Annotated in this window: 19 protein-coding genes; 9 read left to right on the forward strand and 10 right to left on the reverse strand. The window is 61.4% G+C overall.

Going from position 1 to position 19,020, the window contains the following annotated elements; genetic code table 11:
• Positions 1 to 101 precede the first annotated feature (101 nt).
• From dgoD to HF257_RS16420, 5 genes are all read right to left on the reverse strand, one after another.
• Positions 102 to 1,250, reverse strand: a complete 1,149-nt coding sequence (gene dgoD, locus HF257_RS16400; RefSeq protein ID WP_017734735.1) for a galactonate dehydratase — start codon at positions 1,248 to 1,250, stop codon at positions 102 to 104.
• Positions 1,251 to 1,298: 48 nt separating this feature from the next.
• Complete coding sequence (locus HF257_RS16405; RefSeq protein WP_185709641.1) at positions 1,299 to 1,919, reverse strand: 2-dehydro-3-deoxy-6-phosphogalactonate aldolase; 621 nt, start codon at positions 1,917 to 1,919, stop codon at positions 1,299 to 1,301.
• Between the two features lies 1 nt (position 1,920).
• Complete coding sequence (locus tag HF257_RS16410; protein ID WP_185709640.1) at positions 1,921 to 2,880, reverse strand: 2-dehydro-3-deoxygalactonokinase; 960 nt, start codon at positions 2,878 to 2,880, stop codon at positions 1,921 to 1,923.
• A 96-nt stretch (positions 2,881 to 2,976) separates the two neighbouring features.
• Entirely contained in the window at positions 2,977 to 3,306 is a 330-nt protein-coding gene (locus HF257_RS16415) for a DOPA 4,5-dioxygenase family protein (RefSeq protein WP_185709639.1), read from the reverse strand.
• Positions 3,307 to 3,337: 31 nt separating this feature from the next.
• Positions 3,338 to 4,288: a choline sulfate utilization transcriptional regulator gene (locus HF257_RS16420; protein ID WP_185709638.1), complete on the reverse strand. Its 951-nt coding sequence runs from the start codon at positions 4,286 to 4,288 to the stop codon at positions 3,338 to 3,340.
• 103 nt (positions 4,289 to 4,391) lie between these two features.
• Here HF257_RS16420 and betC point away from each other — a divergent pair, with 103 nt between their 5' ends.
• From betC to HF257_RS16435, 3 genes are all read left to right on the forward strand, one after another.
• On the forward strand, positions 4,392 to 5,906 hold the full coding sequence (gene betC / locus HF257_RS16425; protein WP_185709637.1) for a choline-sulfatase: 1,515 nt from the start codon (positions 4,392 to 4,394) through the stop codon (positions 5,904 to 5,906).
• Between the two features lie 15 nt (positions 5,907 to 5,921).
• A complete protein-coding gene (gene choX / locus HF257_RS16430) occupies positions 5,922 to 6,836 on the forward strand; it encodes a choline ABC transporter substrate-binding protein (RefSeq protein ID WP_185709636.1) in 915 nt (304 codons plus the stop codon).
• Positions 6,837 to 6,992: 156 nt separating this feature from the next.
• Positions 6,993 to 8,561 (forward strand): SulP family inorganic anion transporter, encoded by a 1,569-nt coding sequence (locus HF257_RS16435; protein ID WP_185709635.1) that lies wholly within the window; start codon positions 6,993 to 6,995, stop codon positions 8,559 to 8,561.
• Positions 8,562 to 8,676: 115 nt separating this feature from the next.
• On the opposite strand, the gene aroE is transcribed toward HF257_RS16435, so the two are convergent.
• The gene (aroE, locus tag HF257_RS16440; RefSeq protein ID WP_185709634.1) at positions 8,677 to 9,495 is read right to left on the reverse strand and encodes a shikimate dehydrogenase; all 819 of its coding nucleotides are present in this window, start codon (positions 9,493 to 9,495) and stop codon (positions 8,677 to 8,679) included.
• Positions 9,495 to 10,427: an oxygen-dependent coproporphyrinogen oxidase gene (gene hemF, locus HF257_RS16445; protein WP_185709633.1), complete on the reverse strand. Its 933-nt coding sequence runs from the start codon at positions 10,425 to 10,427 to the stop codon at positions 9,495 to 9,497. The genes aroE and hemF overlap by 1 nt, the downstream gene beginning before the upstream one ends.
• Before the next feature lie 160 nt (positions 10,428 to 10,587).
• On the opposite strand from hemF, the gene HF257_RS16450 reads away from it, so the two are divergent.
• On the forward strand, positions 10,588 to 11,565 hold the full coding sequence (locus tag HF257_RS16450) for an NADPH:quinone reductase (protein ID WP_185709632.1): 978 nt from the start codon (positions 10,588 to 10,590) through the stop codon (positions 11,563 to 11,565).
• A gap of 129 nt (positions 11,566 to 11,694) precedes the next feature.
• Here HF257_RS16450 and HF257_RS16455 read toward each other — a convergent pair whose 3' ends face one another.
• The 3 genes from HF257_RS16455 to HF257_RS16465 form a co-directional block, all read right to left on the reverse strand.
• Positions 11,695 to 12,252: an L-threonylcarbamoyladenylate synthase gene (locus tag HF257_RS16455; protein ID WP_177075815.1), complete on the reverse strand. Its 558-nt coding sequence runs from the start codon at positions 12,250 to 12,252 to the stop codon at positions 11,695 to 11,697.
• A 58-nt stretch (positions 12,253 to 12,310) separates the two neighbouring features.
• Entirely contained in the window at positions 12,311 to 13,414 is a 1,104-nt protein-coding gene (dprA, locus tag HF257_RS16460) for a DNA-processing protein DprA (protein WP_185709631.1), read from the reverse strand.
• Positions 13,415 to 13,477: 63 nt separating this feature from the next.
• Positions 13,478 to 14,254, reverse strand: a complete 777-nt coding sequence (locus HF257_RS16465) for a peptidoglycan-binding protein (protein WP_185709630.1) — start codon at positions 14,252 to 14,254, stop codon at positions 13,478 to 13,480.
• A gap of 135 nt (positions 14,255 to 14,389) precedes the next feature.
• On the opposite strand from HF257_RS16465, the gene def reads away from it, so the two are divergent.
• From def to HF257_RS16490, 5 genes are all read left to right on the forward strand, one after another.
• A complete protein-coding gene (gene def / locus HF257_RS16470) occupies positions 14,390 to 14,896 on the forward strand; it encodes a peptide deformylase (RefSeq protein ID WP_185709629.1) in 507 nt (168 codons plus the stop codon).
• Between the two features lie 69 nt (positions 14,897 to 14,965).
• On the forward strand, positions 14,966 to 15,919 hold the full coding sequence (gene fmt / locus HF257_RS16475) for a methionyl-tRNA formyltransferase (protein ID WP_185709628.1): 954 nt from the start codon (positions 14,966 to 14,968) through the stop codon (positions 15,917 to 15,919).
• A complete protein-coding gene (rsmB, locus tag HF257_RS16480; RefSeq protein WP_185709627.1) occupies positions 15,916 to 17,226 on the forward strand; it encodes a 16S rRNA (cytosine(967)-C(5))-methyltransferase RsmB in 1,311 nt (436 codons plus the stop codon). The genes fmt and rsmB overlap by 4 nt, the downstream gene beginning before the upstream one ends.
• A gap of 22 nt (positions 17,227 to 17,248) precedes the next feature.
• Complete coding sequence (gene trkA / locus HF257_RS16485) at positions 17,249 to 18,622, forward strand: Trk system potassium transporter TrkA (RefSeq protein ID WP_185709626.1); 1,374 nt, start codon at positions 17,249 to 17,251, stop codon at positions 18,620 to 18,622.
• An 18-nt stretch (positions 18,623 to 18,640) separates the two neighbouring features.
• Positions 18,641 to 18,952, forward strand: a complete 312-nt coding sequence (locus tag HF257_RS16490; RefSeq protein ID WP_185709625.1) for a tetratricopeptide repeat protein — start codon at positions 18,641 to 18,643, stop codon at positions 18,950 to 18,952.
• Positions 18,953 to 19,020 lie beyond the last annotated feature (68 nt).

Consider the following 19,020-nt stretch of genomic DNA (forward strand, 5'->3'; position numbering starts at 1 on the left):
CTCGCGAAAGCGGTGTGTCATTCAACACATCAGTGACTGAAGTACCGCATTCGCGAGCAAGCCCGCTCCCACATTTTTAATCGCATCCCCTCAGGAAAGAATCACCACTCGGCAAAGCTGCCGTCGGCATGTCGCCAGATCGGGTTGCGCCAGCGGTGGCCGATGGCTGCGCGCTCGATCACGTATTCCTCATTGATCTCGATGCCCAGGCCCGGCCCATTGGGGATCTTCACAAAGCCCTGGTCATAGTCGAACACGCCCGGGTCTTTCACATAGTCGAGCAGGTCGTTGCTCTCGTTGTAGTGAATGCCCAGGCTTTGCTCCTGGATAAACGCGTTGTAGCAAACCGCGTCCAGTTGCAGGCACGCCGCCAGGGCAATCGGGCCCAGCGGGCAGTGCAGGGCCAAGGCTACGTCGTAGGCTTCGGCCATGTTGGCGATCTTGCGGGTTTCGGTGATGCCGCCGGCATGGGAAGCGTCCGGCTGGATGATGTCGACATAACCTTCGCTGAGCACACGCTTGAAGTCCCAGCGCGAAAACAGGCGCTCGCCCAAGGCAATCGGCGTGCTGGTCAACGGCGCCAGTTCCTTGAGCGCTTCGTAGTTTTCGCTGAGCACTGGCTCTTCGATAAACATCAGTTTGTACGGGTCCAACTCCTTCATCAGCACCTTGGCCATAGGCTTGTGCACCCGGCCATGGAAGTCGACGCCGATACCGACATTGGGGCCCACCGCGTCACGCACGGCAGCCACGTTGGCCAGCGCCAGGTCGACTTTTTCGAAGCTGTCGACGAACTGCAACTCTTCGGTGCCGTTCATTTTTACGGCGGTGAAACCACGGGCCACGGCCTCTTTGGCGGCGCGGGCGGTGTCGGCGGGGCGGTCGCCACCGATCCACGAATACACGCGGATCTTGTCACGCACCTGGCCGCCGAGCAGATCGCTGACCGACACGCCGAGGGCCTTACCCTTGATGTCCCACAACGCCTGGTCGATGCCGGCGAGGGCGCTCATGTGCACGGCGCCGCCCCGGTAAAAGCCGCCGCGATAGAGCACGGTCCAGATGTCTTCGATGTTGCGTGGGTCCTTGCCGATCAAATAGTCGGACAGTTCTTCGACAGCAGCCGCCACCGTATGGGCACGGCCTTCGACCACGGGCTCCCCCCAGCCGGTCACGCCCTGGTCGGTTTCGACTTTCAGGAAGCACCAGCGCGGCGGGACGATAAAGGTCGTCAGTTTGGTGATTTTCATCTGTTATCTCTCTTATAGATGCGGCGCCTGTGGGCGCAAGACGTTAAGTCAGCTCAGGGCTTTCCAGGCGGCGACGTAAGCCTGGGCGCGGCTCGCTACCTGATCCACTGTCATACCCGGTTTGAACAACCCGGAACCCAACCCGAACCCTTTGGCGCCGGCGTCGATGAACACCTGCATGTTGTCCGGGGTAATGCCGCCCACCGGCAGCAGCAAGGTGCCTGCGGGCAGTACTGCCAGCCACGCCTTGATCACCGCTGGGCCCATTTGCTCAGCGGGGAATAGCTTCAATACGTCGGCGCCTTCAGCCAGTGCGGCAAAAGCTTCGGTGGGCGTGGCCACACCTGGCGACAGGAACAGACCGGCCGCTTTGGCAGCGCGCAACACGTTGGCATCGCTGTGGGGCATGACAATCACTTGGCCCCCGGCAGCCTTCACCTGGCCGACCTGCTCAGGCGTCAACACCGTGCCGGCACCGATCAGGCAATCGGCGGGCAGGCTGTCACGCAGGGTGCGGATGCTGGTGTAGGGGTCCGGCGAATTCAGCGGGACTTCGATCACGCGGAACCCCGCCTGATACAGCACCTGGCCGACGGCTTGGGCTTCTTCCGGGCGAATGCCGCGCAAGATGGCGATCAGGCCGTTTTGTGCGAGTGCTTGCTTGAGCATGTCAGGCCTCCAATACAGGTTGAGTGAGCCCGGCCGCCACCGCCAATTGCCACAGGCCGCGCTCGGTGGCTTCTTGCGCCAGGCTGACGTGGGCAAAACCGCAGAGGGCGAGGGCACGTTGGTAGCGCGTGCAGAGAGGGACGGCTCCGACCAGGATGATGGGGGTCTTTCGCGCGCGCGCCGGTAAGCCGGCGAGTTCATGACCAATCAGCAGGCCAGAGAGGTAATCAGGCTGCTGCTCGGGCGAAAGCTCGGCGGTAAGTCCCAGGGTTCGGGCGCTGAACAGGGTCGACAGCACACCACGCTGGCCATCCTTCGACAGCGCCACGTGCACGCCACGGTCAAAGGCTTCGGCCTGGAATAGGTCGGATTGCTGCTGGGTGCGTCCGAGGATGCTGTGTTTGCTCAACACCGCAAACACCTCGCCGGTCATGAACGTATCGAAGTGCGTGATGCAGCCATCGACCACTTCGACCCATTTGGAATGGCTGCCGGGCAGGCCGATCAATACCTGGGCGCCGAGCCCCTGCAGCACGCCCAGTACCTGGGTTTCTTCGCCGCGCATCACATTGGGCAAACCGGCCTGCTCGATCACACCGGGCACGATATGCACCTGCACACCCCGCACGCTGCGCACTGGGTGCAGCGCCTGGCCGAGGCTGGCGACATCAACGGGGGCCGTTCGATAGGCCGCCTCGCTCCAACCCTGGGCGCTGCCGACCATGCCGCAGGCAATCACCGGCAGGCTTGGCTGCGCGTCGAGCCAGTCGCCGCAGGCCGCATCGAAGGCCAACTCAAAGCCATTGCTGCAGCGCACACCGGCGATGTCTCGAGGCTCAGTGGGCAAGTGCATGATCCCTGAAGCCAGCGAGCGCTGTTCCAGCACCACGCCTGCGGGGCCGAGTTTATAAGCACGAAGGGAGCTGGTCCCCCAATCGAGCGCGATCAATTGCGCCTGCATCGCTTCACCTGAGTTCTGAGCGGATGCAGCGAATATAAACCTACGGGCGCAAAAGTCTCAATATATAAATATCAATCCCATATTTAGGGATGACATTCAAGAAAAGGCTGACAAATTCAGCTCGCGCATCGCTCCCATCCAGACCGCATAGTCGGTGTGATCCTTCAGGTCATCGCCAGTATTGGGGTGCAGGAACACTACGAGTCCATCGCGATGGATCACCAACCACGGCAGTATCACGCCGATGTACTCGGCATCGAACGCCAGCTGGCAGCTCCAGTCCGGGTGCGGCCCTACAGGCCGTTCGTGCACGCGGCCCATGCGCAGGGGGAAGAGTTTGGCGGCGTCTTCGCACAGGGTACGGGCCTGCTCGATAGTGCTCGCGTCGAAGTAGATGTGGGCGTGGTAGCCCTTGATACGTTGCATGACGGACTCCAGATCCAATGTGCGCCAAATCCTAGACCGCAATCGATGGCAGGGCCAGCCCGGTCAATGACTGCGCGCTGCTGGCCTGCTCGGCCACTAGCCAATCGACAAACCGCTCCACCAACTGCCCCCGGCGTTTGCGCTGGGGCTGCACCACGTAATAGCCAAAACGCGAGATCACCGTGTCGCTGACCGGCCGGCACAGCCAGTTCTGCTCCAACAGGTTATCCACCAGGTGACGCCAGCCGATGGCTACGCCCTGGCCAGCAATCGCTGCCTGGATCAGCAAGGTGTAGTTGTCAAAGCGCAGTTGGCCAGGGGTGGGCGCAGCGCTGATGCCCAGTTCGCGGAACACCCCGCTCCAGTCGAACCACTGGCTGTTGTTCTCCTGGCGCAAATGCAGCAAAGGGAAATCGTGCAAATTTTGTACAGTCAGTGGCGTGGCCTGGTCCTTGAGCCACTGCGGGCTGCACACCGGGAACACTTCTTCGTTGAACAGCCACAGGCTGTCGCCCTGCTTGAAACGACCGTCGCCAAACAGCACCGCCACGTCGATATCGCTGCGCAAGGTGGCGTGGTTGCGTTCGCTGGTCACCAGGCTTACGTCCACTTGTGGGTTGGCCTGGTGGAAGCGGTGCAGGCGCGGCATCAGCCAATAGGCGGCGAAGGCAAAGTCGGTGGCCACTTGCAGCACTTCGTGTTGGTCCTGCTGGGTAATGAGGCTCAGGCCGTGGTTGATGCCCTGCAAGCCGCTTTGCACATGCTCGAACAACAGGGCACCGGCGTCGGTCAGCTCGATGCCACGGTAGATGCGGTCGAACAGGCGGATCGCCAGTTGCTCTTCCAGGCGCTTGATCTGCTGGCTGATGGCCGGCTGGGTGGTGCCCAGCTCAATCGCAGCCGCAGTAAAGCTGCGATGACGTGCCGCTGCTTCAAACGCGCGCAGCAAATCGAGGGACACATCACCAAGGGCTTCATACATAAGCTGTGCTTATCCTAGACATTGCTTTTCATGGGCTTTACCCCATTTTCCATGGGCTGCATGCTCATTCGCATAAATACCGCCTATGGAATGCCGAGAACCCATGAAGCGCAAGAACATTCTTTTCATCATGGCCGATCAAATGGCCGCACCGTTGCTTCCGTTCTACGGTTCTTCGCCCATCAAGCTGCCCAATCTGAGCCGCCTCGCCGCACAGGGCGTGGTGTTCGACGCCGCGTATTGCAACAGCCCGCTCTGCGCTCCATCACGCTTCACATTGGTAAGTGGGCAGTTGCCGAGCAAGATCGGCGCCTACGACAACGCGGCGGACTTTCCCGCCGACGTGCCGACTTATGCCCACTACCTACGTCGCCTCGGCTACCGCACCGCGCTGTCAGGCAAGATGCACTTCTGCGGCCCCGACCAACTGCACGGCTACGAAGAACGCCTAACGAGTGATATCTACCCCGCCGACTACGGCTGGGCGGTGAACTGGGATGAACCGGACGTACGCCCCAGCTGGTATCACAACATGTCCTCGGTGCTGCAAGCCGGCCCGTGCGTGCGCACCAACCAGCTGGATTTCGACGAAGAAGTGGTGTTCAAGGCCCAGCAGTATCTGTTCGACCATATTCGCGAAGACGGCGACCAGCCGTTCTGCCTGACCGTGTCGATGACCCATCCTCACGACCCGTACACCATTCCCAAGCCGTTCTGGGACCTGTACGACGACGCCGACATCCCTTTGCCTACAACGCCAGCGCAAGGCGATCTCGACCCGCATTCCCAGCGCCTGCTCAAGGTCTACGACCTGTGGGACAAGCCGCTGCCGCTGAACAAGATCCGCGATGCGCGCCGCGCCTACTTCGGCGCGTGCAGCTACATCGACAGCAACGTCGGCAAGCTGCTGCAAACCCTGGAAGACACCGGCTTGGCCGACGACACGATCATCGTGTTTTCCGGCGACCACGGCGACATGCTTGGCGAACGGGGCCTCTGGTACAAAATGCACTGGTTTGAAATGGCCGCCCGCGTCCCGCTGCTGGTCAGTGCGCCGGGGCAATTTGCGGCAGGGCGCGTCAGCCAAGCCGTATCCACCGCCGACCTGCTGCCCACCCTGGTGGAACTGGCCGGCGGCGAACTGGACCCACGCCTGCCACTGGACGGCCGTTCACTGGTCCCGCACTTGCAAGGGCAGGGCGGGCATGACGAAGTATTCGGCGAATACATGGCCGAAGGCACCATCAGCCCGCTGATGATGATTCGGCGGGGCGCCTACAAATTCATCTACAGCGAAGACGACCCTTGTCTACTGTTCGATGTGCACAACGACCCGCACGAGCGGGAAAACCTCAGCCAGTCACCGGAACACCGGCCACTGTTCGAGGTGTTTTTGAACGAGGCGCGGGCCAAATGGGACATCCCGGCGATCCACCAACAGGTGCTCGCCAGCCAACGCCGCCGTCGCCTGGTGTTTGAAGCACTGACCCACGGCAAGCTGAAGAGCTGGGATCACCAGCCACTGGTGGACGCCAGTCAGCAATACATGCGCAACCATATCGACCTCGACGACCTGGAGCGCAAGGCACGTTATCCACAACCCTGCCAAAACCAATAAAACTGAGGGAAGGCCATGCAAAAGTTAACCGTGGTACTTGGAATGCTGGCGCTAGGCAGCGCCAACGTGTACGCAGACACCAGTTGTGACACGGTGAAAATGGCCGATCCAGGCTGGAGCGATATCGCGGCTACCAATGCCATCACCGGTTTCTTGCTGACGGGCATGGGTTACAAGGCCAAGGTCGACACGCTGGCGGTGCCGATTACCTTTGGCGGGCTCAAGGATGGCCAGGTGGATGTATTCCTCGGCAACTGGATGCCGGCGCAACAGGGCTTCTATGACAAGTTCGTGGCCAACGGCGACGTGGTGCAACTGGCGAAAAACCTCGACGGCACCGAGTTCACCCTCGCCGTGCCCGACTACGTGTGGGACGCCGGGGTGCATGACTTTGCCGACCTGAATAAATTCGCCGACAAGTTCGACAAGAAGATCTACGGCATCGGCTCCGGCGCACCGGCGAACATTTCGCTGCAGGAAATCATCAAGAAGAACGACTTCGACCTCGGCCAGTGGAAGCTGGTGGAGTCCAGCGAACAAGCGATGCTCGCCGAAGTGTCACGGGCCGTTAAGAAGCAGAAATTCGTGACCTTCCTCGGCTGGACCCCGCACCCGATGAACGTGCAGTTGAAAATGCACTACCTCAAAGGTGGCGAGAAATATTTTGGTGACACAGGCAGCGTGTATACCTTGACCCGCAAAGGTTATGCACAGGCCTGCCCGAATGTCGGAAAACTGCTGACCAACCTGAGCTTTACCCAGGAGATGGAGAACGCAATCATGGCCGAGGTGGCCAATAACAAGGTCAGCAATGCGGATGCGGCAAAGGCGTGGATCAAGGCCAATCCGGCGGTGTTGGACAAGTGGCTGGACGGGGTGAAGACCGTGGATGGCAAAGATGCGTTGCCGGCGGTAAAAGCCAAACTCTAACGCCTCACAACACTCCCTTGTGGGAGCTGGCTTGCCTGCGATGCAAACACCTCGGTACTTCAAGTACACACAGGTGATGCTATCGCAGGCAAGCCAGCTCCCACAGAAGCCCGTACCTGCTGATACCCTGAGCCAAACTTTCAAACCGAGTCTGCGATGCCCCGGCCCAACCGCCACACACTCTTCCCCTTCCTCAGCTGGCTCCCGCGCCAAACCCGCGCCAGCGTCGGTCGGGATGCAATCGTCGGCCTCAGTGGTGCGGTGCTGGCATTGCCGCAGTCAATTGCCTACGCACTGATCGCCGGTCTCCCTCCGGAATACGGGTTGTATGCCGCGATCATTCCGGTGCTGATCGCTTGCCTGTGGGGTTCGTCGTGGCACCTGATCTGCGGCCCCACGGCGGCAATCTCCATCGTGCTGTACGCCAGCGTCAGCCCGCTGGCCGTGCCGGGGTCCCAGGACTACATCACACTGATCCTGTTGCTCACATTCCTCGCCGGGGTTTTCCAGTGGTTGCTGGGCATGCTGCGCTTCGGCGCACTGGTGAATTTCGTCTCCCATTCGGTGGTGCTCGGCTTCACCCTCGGTGCCGCCGTCGTTATCGCCCTGGGCCAATTGCCCAACCTGCTGGGGCTGGATTTGCCGAGCCAGGCCACAGCGATCAAAAGTTTGCTGGCGCTGGTGGATCATGGCGGTGAATGGGACCACGCCTCGCTGGCCCTTGGGCTTGGCACGTTGCTGGTGGGCGCATTGCTCAAATACCGGGTGCCACGCTGGCCGACGCTGCTGATCGCCTTGGCGCTGGGCAGCCTGGTGGCGTGGCTGTGGCCGGCGATGTTCGGGCATGTGGCGTTGGTCAGTTCGTTTGTTGGCAAACTGCCGCCGTTCAGCCCGCTGCCGATGGACCTGGACATGATTCTGCGCCTGCTGCCCAGCGCCGTGGCGGTGGGCATGCTGGGGCTGGTGACCAGCCTGTCGATTGCGCGCTCGCTGTCGGCCCGCTCGCAACAATTACTCGATGCCAATCAGGAAGTTCGTGCGCAGGGTTTATCCAATATCGTCGGCGGATTTTTCTCCGGGTACCTGTCAGCCGGTTCGTTTACCCGCTCCGGTCTGAGCTATGAGGCGGGCGCCTGCTCACCCTTGGCCGGGGTGTTTTCGGCGTTGTGGGTGGCACTGTTTGCATTGTTTGGCGCAGCGTTGATCGCCCATATCCCAATCCCGAGCATGGCGGCGAGCATCCTGCTGATTTGCTGGGGGCTGGTGGATCATCGCGGTATTCGCGCGTTGTTCCGCGTGAGTCGCGCCGAGTTTGTGGTGATGGGCCTGACCTGCATCGCTACCTTGCTGCTGGAGCTGCAAACGGCGATTTATGCGGGGGTGCTGGCGTCGCTGTTTTTCTATTTGAAACGCACCTCGCAGCCGCGCGTCCAGCAATGGCGCGACGGGGATGAAGATGTGTTGCGGGTGGGCGGCTCGATCTTTTTTGGTGCCAGCCATTACCTGCAAGTTCGGTTGCAAAGTTTGCAGGGCCAGCGGGTGGTGATCGAAGCGCAGCAGATCAACTTTATCGACTATTCCGGGGTGGAGATGCTGCACCAGGAGGCGCGGCGGTTGCGGGGATTGGGCAGGAGCTTGACGTTACGCCGGGCAAGGCCGCAAGTCGTGGAGGAACTGAAAAAGCTGGAAGGGGCCGAAAAATGCCCCATCCACTTCGAAGACTGAATGCAGTCAAAACTGTGGGAGCGGGCTTGCTCGCGAATGCGGTGGATCAGTCAATAAATCTGGTGACTGATCCACCGCATTCGCGAGCAAGCCCGCTCCCACATTTGGATTTGTGTTAGCTCAGCTGGCGGCGTAATTCGGCCAATACCGGCGTCGACTCCGGGCGCACGCCGCGCCACAGGAAAAACGCTTCCGCCGCCTGCTCCACCAGCATGCCCAACCCGTCCATCGCCACCGCTGCGCCTTGCTCAGTCGCCCAACGGCAAAACGCGGTCGGCTCCTTGGCGTACATCATGTCGTAGCAAAAGGTCTTGCCCGGTTCGATCAGGCTGCCGGCAATCGGCGGTACATCGCCTGACAGGCTGGCAGACGTGGCGTTGATGATCACGTCCACCGGCTCTCGCAACCAATCAAAACCACTGGCCGACACAGGACCCAGGTCGTCGAACAGCTCGGCGAGCAGTTCGGCTTTTTCCACTGTGCGATTGGCGATGATCAGCGAGGCGGGACGCTCGGCCAGCAATGGCTCCAATGCGCCACGTACCGCGCCGCCGGCACCCAGTAACAGAATGCGCTTGCCTTGCAGGCTCACCCCGGCGTTGACCGTGAGGTCACGCACCAGGCCGGCACCGTCGGTGTTATCGCCCAGCAGGCTGCCATCGGCCAGCTTGCTCAAGGTATTCACCGCACCGGCGCGTTCGGCGCGCTGGGTGAGGCTGTTGGCCAAACGGTAGGCCTCTTCCTTGAACGGCACAGTGACGTTGGCGCCACGGCCTTGCAGGAAAAACTCACGGGCACAGCCGGTGAAATCCTCCAGTGGCGCGAGCAAGGTGCTGTAGTCCAGCTGTTCACCGGTCTGTTCGGCGAACATCCGGTGAATCAACGGCGATTTGCTGTGGCCGATAGGGTTGCCGAACACCACATAACGATCCATCAGACAGCCGCCTTGGGCGCAGCAACGCCCAGCCAGTCGCGGTCTTGCAGGAAGTAGTCGGTGAGGCGCGCTTCTTCGCTGCCGGCCTCGGCTTTCCAGTCATAGCTCCAGCGCACTTGCGGGGGCAGCGACATCAGGATCGACTCGGTGCGCCCGCCCGATTGCAGGCCGAACAAGGTGCCACGGTCGTAGACCAGGTTGAATTCGACGTAGCGGCCACGGCGAAATTCCTGGAATTCACGCTGTTGCTCGGTGTAGGCGATGGCTTTGCGGCGTTGCACGATCGGTAAATAAGCGTCGATGTAGGCGTCGCCGATGGCGCGGATGAAGGCGAAGCAGGTGTCGAAGTCCCATTCGTTCAAGTCATCGAAGAACAGGCCGCCGATGCCGCGCGGCTCGTTGCGGTGCTTGATGTGGAAATAGGTGTCGCACCAGGCTTTATAGCGCGAGTAAACATCCGCGCCGAAGGGCGCACAGGCCTGCTCGGCCACGCGGTGCCAGTGGATGCAGTCTTCTTCGTTGCCGTAGTAAGGCGTGAGGTCGAAGCCGCCACCGAACCACCACACCGGCTCTTCGCCTTCTTTTTCGGCGATGAAAAAGCGTACGTTGGCGTGGGACGTCGGCACGTGAGGGTTATGCGGGTGGATCACCAGCGACACGCCCAAGGCTTCAAAGCCACGACCTGCCAGTTCCGGACGATGGGCACTGGCGGAGGGTGGGAGACCGCTGCCAAACACGTGGGAAAAGTTAACGCCGCCTTTTTCGATCACTGCACCGTCTGCAATCACACGGGTGCGACCGCCACCGCCGGCAGGCCGGGTCCAGGCGTCTTCGATAAAGCGAGTGTCCGTCTCGAAGGTTTCCAGGGCGCTGCAAATGCGGTCTTGCAGGTCAAGCAGGTAGGCCTTTACAGCCTCGGTGCGGGTAGTCATGGCATCACCTTGAATCGGGCAAAGCTACGCGAGGCCATTGGGCGTCGGCGGCAAATGGGCGCACAGGATACCACCGCACCCCGTTTCACCGCAGTTGACGAAGATCAAGCTTAGGAGTTCGATAGGCGGCTACGCGAATTCGAACCCAGGAGAAGTGCAGATGGCCAAACGTATCCAGTTCAGCGCCCATGGCGGCCCCGAAGTGCTCCAGTATGTGGACTACACGCCAGCGGAGCCTGGCCCACAGCAGGTTCGCGTACGTAACGAGGCCATCGGCCTGAACTTCATCGACACTTATTTCCGCAGTGGTTTGTACGCGCCACCTGCGCTGCCCTCAGGGTTGGGCGCAGAAGGTGCCGGCGTGGTCGATGCGGTGGGCAGCGAAGTTACCCAGTTCAAGGTCGGCGATCGTGTTGCCTACGGCAGCGGCCCGCTGGGGGCCTACAGCCAACTGCATGTGCTGCCTGCCGCCAACCTGGTGCACCTGCCGGACGAGATCAGCTTCGAACAAGCCGCAGGCGCGATGCTCAAGGGCCTGACCGTGCAGTATCTGCTGCGCCAGACCTACGAGTTGAAGGGCGGCGAAACCATCCTGTTCCACGCCGCTGCCGGCGGCGTGGGCTCCCTGGCCTGCCAATGGGCCAAAGCTCTGGGCGTGAAGCTGATCGGTACCGTGAGTTCGCCGGAAAAGGCTGCCCTGGCCAAATCCCTCGGCGCCTGGGAAACCATCGACTACAGCAAGGAAAATGTCGCACAGCGTGTGCTTGAATTGACCGACGGAAAAAAAGTACCGGTGGTGTATGACGGTGTGGGCAAAGACACCTGGCTGACGTCGCTCGATAGCGTTGCACCCCGGGGCCTGGTGGTGAGCTTCGGTAACGCCTCGGGCGCGGTGGATGGGGTGAACCTGGGGATTCTGGCGGCCAAGGGCTCGCTGTACGTGACCCGGCCGACCTTGGCGACCTACGCCAACAACCCGCAGAACCTGCAGGCGATGGCGGACGATCTGTTCTCGATGATCAAGAGCGGCAAGGTGCGCATTGATATCAACCAGCGGTATGCGTTGGCGGATGCGGCGAAAGCGCAGACAGAGTTGTCGGGGCGGCGGACGACTGGGTCGACCATTTTGTTGCCGTAAGGCGATAGGTTTGCGCTGGTTTTAAGGGCCTCTTCGCGAGCAAGCCCGCTCCCACATTTGACCGCGTTCTCATGTTGGAACTCGGTCAAATGTGGGAGCGGGCTTGCTCGCGAAGGCCGCGCCACGGTCTCAGGAAGGCCGCACCACTTCACCCGTCACCAAATCCCGAATCAAACTCGGGTTCTTGCGCCCACCTAAGGCGCCACCCAATACCAGGTCCACCTGACCCCGGAAATACTGCTCCACGCGAATCCGCGTACGCGCAGCCGGACGGCCTTGAGGGTTGGCTGACGTGGAAATCAACGGCCCCACCAGCGAGCACAAATCCCGCACCAATGGGTGATCGGTAACCCGCAACGCGACCGTGTCATGCATGCCTGTCACCCATTCCGGCAGCAGGTCCTGGTGGGGTACCAGCCAGGTATTCGGCCCAGGCCAGGTGCTAGCCATGCGATCAATCCAGTCTTGCGGGAAGTCTTCGAACAGAAAGTCGAACTGGCGAATGTTGTCCGCCACCAGGATCAACCCCTTGTCCACCGACCGGTTCTTGATGGCGAGCAAACGGTCCACTGCTTCTTCATTCCACGGGTCGCAGCCCAGGCCCCAGACTGCTTCGGTTGGGTAAGCAATCACCGCGCCTGCACGAATTTCCCGTGCGGTTTCCAGCACACGCCACCTGTTGACCATTGCTCACTCTCCAGACTAAAGCTCTGCGCAGTTTACCGATGTTCTTTACAAAACCCAGTTACAAAAGCTGGCCGCGTGCAACCCAGCGCCCGCTTTCGCAGATCACCTGGCCTTCAAGCTCCAACTCCGTGAGGTTCGCCAGCACGTGGGACAACGGCCGTCCGCTGGCAATCGCCAAGCCTTCACTGGTGTGGGGTGCGGCGTGCAGCAGCGCCACCAGTGGGTGGATCACCGGTATCGGCGCCGGTCGGGACAGCGCTTGCCAGCCGCGCAAGCCTTCCAGGATGTGCTCGATGCTCTCTACCAACGTCGCGCCCTCGCGGATCAACTGGTGGCAACCCTTGGCGCCGGGGTGGTGGATGGAGCCGGGGATCGCATACACCTCGCGCCCTTGCTCGGCTGCCAGCTTCGCGGTAATCAGCGAACCGCTGGCCATGCTGGCTTCCACCACCAGCACGCCGAGAGACAGCCCGCTGATGATCCGGTTGCGCCGTGGAAAGTTGCCGGCCTGGGGCGGGGCGTCCAATGGAAACTCAGAAACCACCGCGCTGCCTTGGGCAATCATCGCCTCCGCCAGGCGCCGATGGCGCTGTGGATAAAAATTTTCCAGGCCGGTGCCGAATACACCGATTGTATGGCCACCAACATCCAATGCAGCTTGGTGCGCCGCACCATCAATTCCCAATGCCAGGCCACTGGTGATGACAAAACCGGCGCTCGCCAGGCTTCGCGAAAATGCTGCGGCGGTGTCCATGCCAGGGCGTGAAGCGCGGCGGCTACCGACCATCGCCAGCTGCGGTTTTTCCAGGATCGAAGGGTCACCAGCGACATACAACAACGGCGGCGCATCGTCGATCTGCGCAAGCAATGCGGGGTACTCAGGTTGGTCCCACATCAGCAAATGCTGGGCCGGGCACGCCAACCAAGCCAATGCGCGACTGGCACCCTCGCGCACTTCATGACTGCGCCGCGCATCGGCACTGATGGCGGGCAGCCCCAGGGAACGCCAGGCATTCGCGGGAGCACTGATGGCCTTTGAAGCAGAGCCGAAAGCTTCGATCAGCAAGCGAAAACGCTTCGAACCCAGTTCCGGCAGCCTGTGCAAGCGTAGTCGGGCTTCCAGTTCTGACGGGGATATTTCATGACTGTTTATCGGATACATCTGATCATCCTTGACCGGAACAAGCTGTGGATAACTCTGTTGGTAACTTATTTAGCAGGCTATTTATTGCGTTTGATGGGCAGTCTCGAAACGGTCCATCACCGCCAGTGACCGTGAGGCGCTGAGGACCAGCCCGTAGCTGAGCTTTTCATAGGTACGAAACACCAGCAGGGTGCCAGCGCGCTCATCGGGAAGCTGCACCGGGACGCCGGCGAGGGCATCGCGCACAGTGGCACCGGTTTTGATCACGGTGAGCAGTTGGCCTTCAACCAGGCCGTCGCGTCGGCCTTTGTTGAGCGTCACAGCGTCCAGCACGCCAATCTGGGTAACGCCCTTGGGGATATCGATGATGTGCCCTTGAACCCTGACGGTGGCCGGCGAGATCTGCAGGGTCGCCAGATCAATGGGGGGTTGAGCGCGGAGCAGACGGTCGCCGGGACGAACCTCCCGCGTCACCCGTTGCACAGCCAGGGTGGAGAGGTCGCCGGCCGTGATGAAGCGCGCGGTACCGATGTCGTCGGCATTGACCCCCAGCAACTCCTGGGTCTGGGGGTCGGCGTAGACCTTGCCTCGTCGGAATATTCCGTAACTTAGCTGGGAAGGGTCCAGGCTGCCTCTAGCGTGTACCCGCTCGCCATTGGCGCCGAGCACCCGGCCCGCATCGGCCGCCACAATGTACGGCGCGGTGTCCAGGTCCTGTGGGGTATCAAGAATGCGGTTATGCAGTAAAAACCGTTGGATGGCCTGTTGCGTCGGCAGATCCAGGCGCTGGACGGGCGGGGGTACGAGCGCCAGCGCGAACGGGGCCCACAGCAGCAAGACGAGTAGCGATTTCCTCATGGGGTGAATCTCCTTTATTATGTGCGTTCGCGTGAAATGCCGGAGCCTTCGTGGCTTTCGGACGTTTCACACCGGCTGGCTGGGTCCATCCCACCGCCGATTTGCCTCTACCTCACATGTGCAGCAATTACGCTTATGGCTATTTTGAACATCCTCGAATTCCCCGACTCGCGCCTGCGCACGATCGCCAAACCGGTGGCCGTAGTGGACGACAAGGTTCGTCAGTTGGTCGATGACATGTTTGAAACAATGTATGAAGCCCCGGGCATCGGCCTCGCCGCCACCCAGGTCAACGTGCATCAGCGCGTCGTGGTCATGGACCTGTCGGAAGATCGCAGCGCACCGATGGTGTACATCAACCCCGAGTTCGAACCGCTGACCGACGAGATGGGCGAATACCAGGAAGGCTGCCTGTCGGTGCCGGAGTTCTACGAGAACGTCGAGCGCCCGCTGCGCGTGAAGATCAAGGCCCTGGACCGTGACGGCAAGCCGTTTGAGCTGATTGCCGAAGGCCTGTTGGCGGTGTGCATCCAGCATGAATGCGACCACCTCAACGGCAAACTGTTTGTCGACTACCTGTCCACGCTCAAGCGCGACCGGATCAAGAAGAAGCTGGAAAAAAAGCATCGCCAGCAAGCTTGATGCCCTTCTTCCAAAGGCTTGCTGCGGCAAGCCTTTTTCTTTTGTGACTGCTTTTAACCGAGACCTCCCATGACCGAGCCATTGCGCATTGTTTTTGCCGGCACTCCTGAATTTGCTGCCGAACACCTCAAGGCGCTGCTCTCCAGCCCTTATGACATCGTCGCGGTGTACACCCAGCCGGATCGTCCGGCCGGTCGCGGGCAAAAACTGATGCCGAGCCCGGTCAAACAGCTGGCGCTGGAACACGACATCCCGGTGCTGCAGCCGCCGACCCTGCGCAATGCCGAGGCCCAGGCCGAACTGGCGGCGCTGAAACCGGACCTGCTGGTGGTCGTGGCATACGGTTTGATCCTGCCCCAAGTGGTGTTGGATATCCCACGCCTGGGCTGCATCAACAGCCATGCCTCGCTGCTGCCACGCTGGCGCGGTGCGGCGCCGATCCAGCGCGCCGTGGAAGCCGGCGACAGCGAAAGCGGTGTGACCGTAATGCGCATGGAGGCGGGTTTGGACACCGGTCCGATGCTGCTCAAAGTCACCACCCCGATTACCGCGCAAGACACCGGCGGCAGCCTGCATGACCGCCTCGCCGAACTGGGCCCACCCGCCGTGATCCAGGCCATCGCTGGCCTGGCTGCAGGCACCCTGGAAGGCGAAGTTCAGGACGACAGCTTGGCCACCTACGCCCATAAGCTGAACAAAGACGAAGCCCGCATTGATTGGAGTCGTCCAGCTGTAGAACTGGAGCGCCTGGTGCGCGCCTTCAACCCGTGGCCAATCTGCCACAGCATCCTCAACGGCGAAGCCTTGAAAGTGTTGGCCGCCACCCTGGCCGACGGCAAAGGCGCCCCTGGTGAGATCATCGGCGCCAGCAAGGACGGCCTGTTAGTGGCTTGCGGTGAACAGGCGCTGTGTCTGACCCGTCTGCAATTACCCGGCGGCAAGGCACTGAACTTCAGCGATTTGTTCAACAGCCGTCGTGAGAAATTTGCCTTGGGCACCCTGCTTGGGGTGGCTGCCCAATGAACCCGCGTCTGGCCGCCGCCAAGGCTCTCGCCGCCGTCCTCAACGGCAAGGCTTCGCTGAACAGTTCGCTGCCCACGCAGCTGGATAAGGTCGAAGACCGTGATCGCGGCTTCACCCAGGACCTGGCTTTCGGCACCGCCCGTTGGCAGCCGCGGTTGTCGGCCCTGGCGGCCAAGCTGCTGCAAAAACCCTTCAAAGCAGCGGACGCGGACGTAGAAGCACTGCTGTTGGTCGGCCTCTATCAGTTGCTCTACACCCGCGTCCCGGCCCACGCCGCCATCGGCGAGACGGTCGGTTGCGCCGACAAGTTGAAAAAGCCCTGGGCCAAGGCCCTGCTCAACGCCGTACTGCGCCGCGCCCAGCGCGAAAGCGAAGCACTGCTGGCCGAGCTGGAGCATGACCCGGTGGTGCGCACTGCCCATCCACGCTGGCTGCAGAAATCCCTGAAAGCCTTTTGGCCTGAGCAATGGGAGGCGATTTGCGCAGCCAACAATGCGCACCCGCCGATGATCCTGCGGGTCAACCGTCGCCATCACAGCCGTGACGCGTACCTGCAGCTGCTCACCGATGCCGGTATCAACGCCACGCCGTGCGTGTACAGCGTCGACGGCATTGTGCTCGAAGCCGCTACCGATGTGCGCAGCCTGCCGGGCTTTGCCGAAGGCTGGATCAGTGTGCAGGACGAAGCCGCGCAACTCGCCGCCGACCTGCTCGACCTGGCGCCCGGCCAACGCGTGCTCGACGCCTGCTGCGCCCCTGGCGGTAAGACGTGTCACATTCTGGAAGTCGAAAAAGACTTGGCCGGTGTCGTCGCCGTCGACCTGGAAGCCAAGCGCCTGGTGCGTGTGCGCGAGAACCTTGCACGCCTTGGCTTGAGCGCCGAGCTGATTGCCGCCGATGGCCGCGACACTGCCACTTGGTGGGACGGCAAGCCTTTCCAGCGCATCTTGCTGGACGCGCCATGCTCCGCCACCGGTGTGATCCGTCGTCACCCGGACATCAAGCTCACCCGCCAACCCGATGACATCGCCGCCCTGGCCGTGCTGCAAGGCGAGCTGCTCGACGCGATGTGGCCGACCCTGGAAGTCGGCGGCATCCTGCTCTACGCCACCTGCTCCACCTTGCCCACCGAAAACACCGAGGTCATCGAGGCTTTCCTCGCCCGCACCAGCGGCGCACGGGAGCTGGACCTTGCCACCGCCGCTGGCATCAAGCAGCCACACGGCCGCCAACTGCTCGCGCAGGAAGGCGGACACGATGGCTTCTACTACGCCAAACTGATCAAGATCGCCGCCGCACGCGGCTGAACGGGTTAAAGGGAGTGACCGGATGAAAATCATCATCCTTGGGGCAGGGCAGGTGGGTGGCACGCTGGCCGAACATTTGGCCAGCGAAGCCAACGACATCACCGTGGTCGACACCGACGGCGAACGCCTGCGCGACCTCGGTGACCGCCTGGACATCCGCACCGTGCAAGGCCGCGCGTCGTTCCCGACGGTGCTGCGCCAGGCCGGTGCCGACGATGCCGACATGTTGGTGGCAGTGACCAACAGCGACGAGACCAACATGGTCGCCTGCCAGGTCGCCCACACCCTGTTCCACACCCCGACCAAGATCGCCCGTGTGCGTGAAGCGGCCTACCTGACCCGTGCCGGCCTGTTCGACAACGATGCGATTCCGGTCGATGTGTTGATCAGCCCCGAACAAGTGGTGACCCACTACATCAAGCGCCTCATCGAAATTCCCGGAGCCTTGCAGGTGATCGACTTTGCCGAAGGCAAGGCGCAACTGGTGGCGGTCAAGGCTTACTACGGCGGCCCGCTGGTGGGCCAGCAACTGCGCCAGCTGCGTGAACACATGCCGAATGTGGAAACCCGCGTAGCGGCGATTTTCCGACGCGACCGGCCGATTTTGCCGCAGGGCGACACGGTGATCGAAGCCGACGACGAAGTGTTTTTCATCGCCGCGAAAGCGAATATTCGCGCAGTCATGAGCGAAATGCGCCGCCTCGATGAGACCTACAAGCGCATCGTCATCGCCGGCGGTGGGCAGATCGGCGAGCGCTTGGCCGAAGCTATCGAAAGCCGCTACCAGGTGAAGATCATCGAGATGAACCCGGCGCGCTGCCGACATTTGTCCGACACCCTCGACAGCACCGTCGTCCTGCAAGGCAGCGCCTCAGACCGCAACCTGCTGCTGGAAGAAAACATCGCCGACGCGGATATCTTCCTGGCACTGACCAACGATGACGAGGCCAACATCATGTCGTCGCTGCTGGCCAAGCGGCTGGGGGCGAAGAAGGTGATGACCATCATCAACAACCCGGCCTATGTCGACCTGATCCAGGGCGGCGATATCGACATTGCCATCAGCCCACAGCTGGCGACTATCGGCACCTTGCTCGCCCACGTGCGTCGCGGCGATATCGTCAGCGTGCACTCCCTGCGCCGTGGCGCGGCGGAAGCCATCGAGGCGATTGCCCACGGCGACGCAAAGTCGAGCAAAGTGATCGGCAAGGCCATCCGCGATATCGGCTTGCCGCCAGGCACCACCATTGGCGCGATCATCCGTGACGAAGAGGTGATCATCGCCCACGATGACACAGTGATCACCACCGGTGACCACGTGATCCTGTTCCTTGTGGATAAAAAACACATCCGCGATGTGGAGAAATTGTTCCACGTGGGCCTGAGCTTTTTCTGATTTGACGGAGTGACCGACATGCTCGAATCCCTGGAAAAAATGCTCGCCAAGGGTGTGGATAACTCGCTGCTGCGGTTTGGCTTGGGCAAGGGGTATCTGGACTTGAAGGACAACGCCAAGGCGGCGGAGCATTTGCAGAAATGCGTCGAGTTCGATCCGAAGTATTCGGCGGCGTGGAAGCTGCTAGGCAAAGCGCAAGCGGGATCAGGTGATGTGGCTGCGGCGCGGCAGGCATGGGAGAAGGGCATTGAAGCGGCCCAGGCTCATGGCGACAAACAGGCCGAAAAAGAAATGGCGGTGTTCTTGAAGAAACTCGATCGTTTGAACTAAACGGAGCTCAATGTGGGAGCGGGCTTGCTCGCGAATGCGGAGTGTCAGTCACTGAATGTGTATCTGAC

The organism is Pseudomonas cremoris (genome assembly GCF_014230465.1).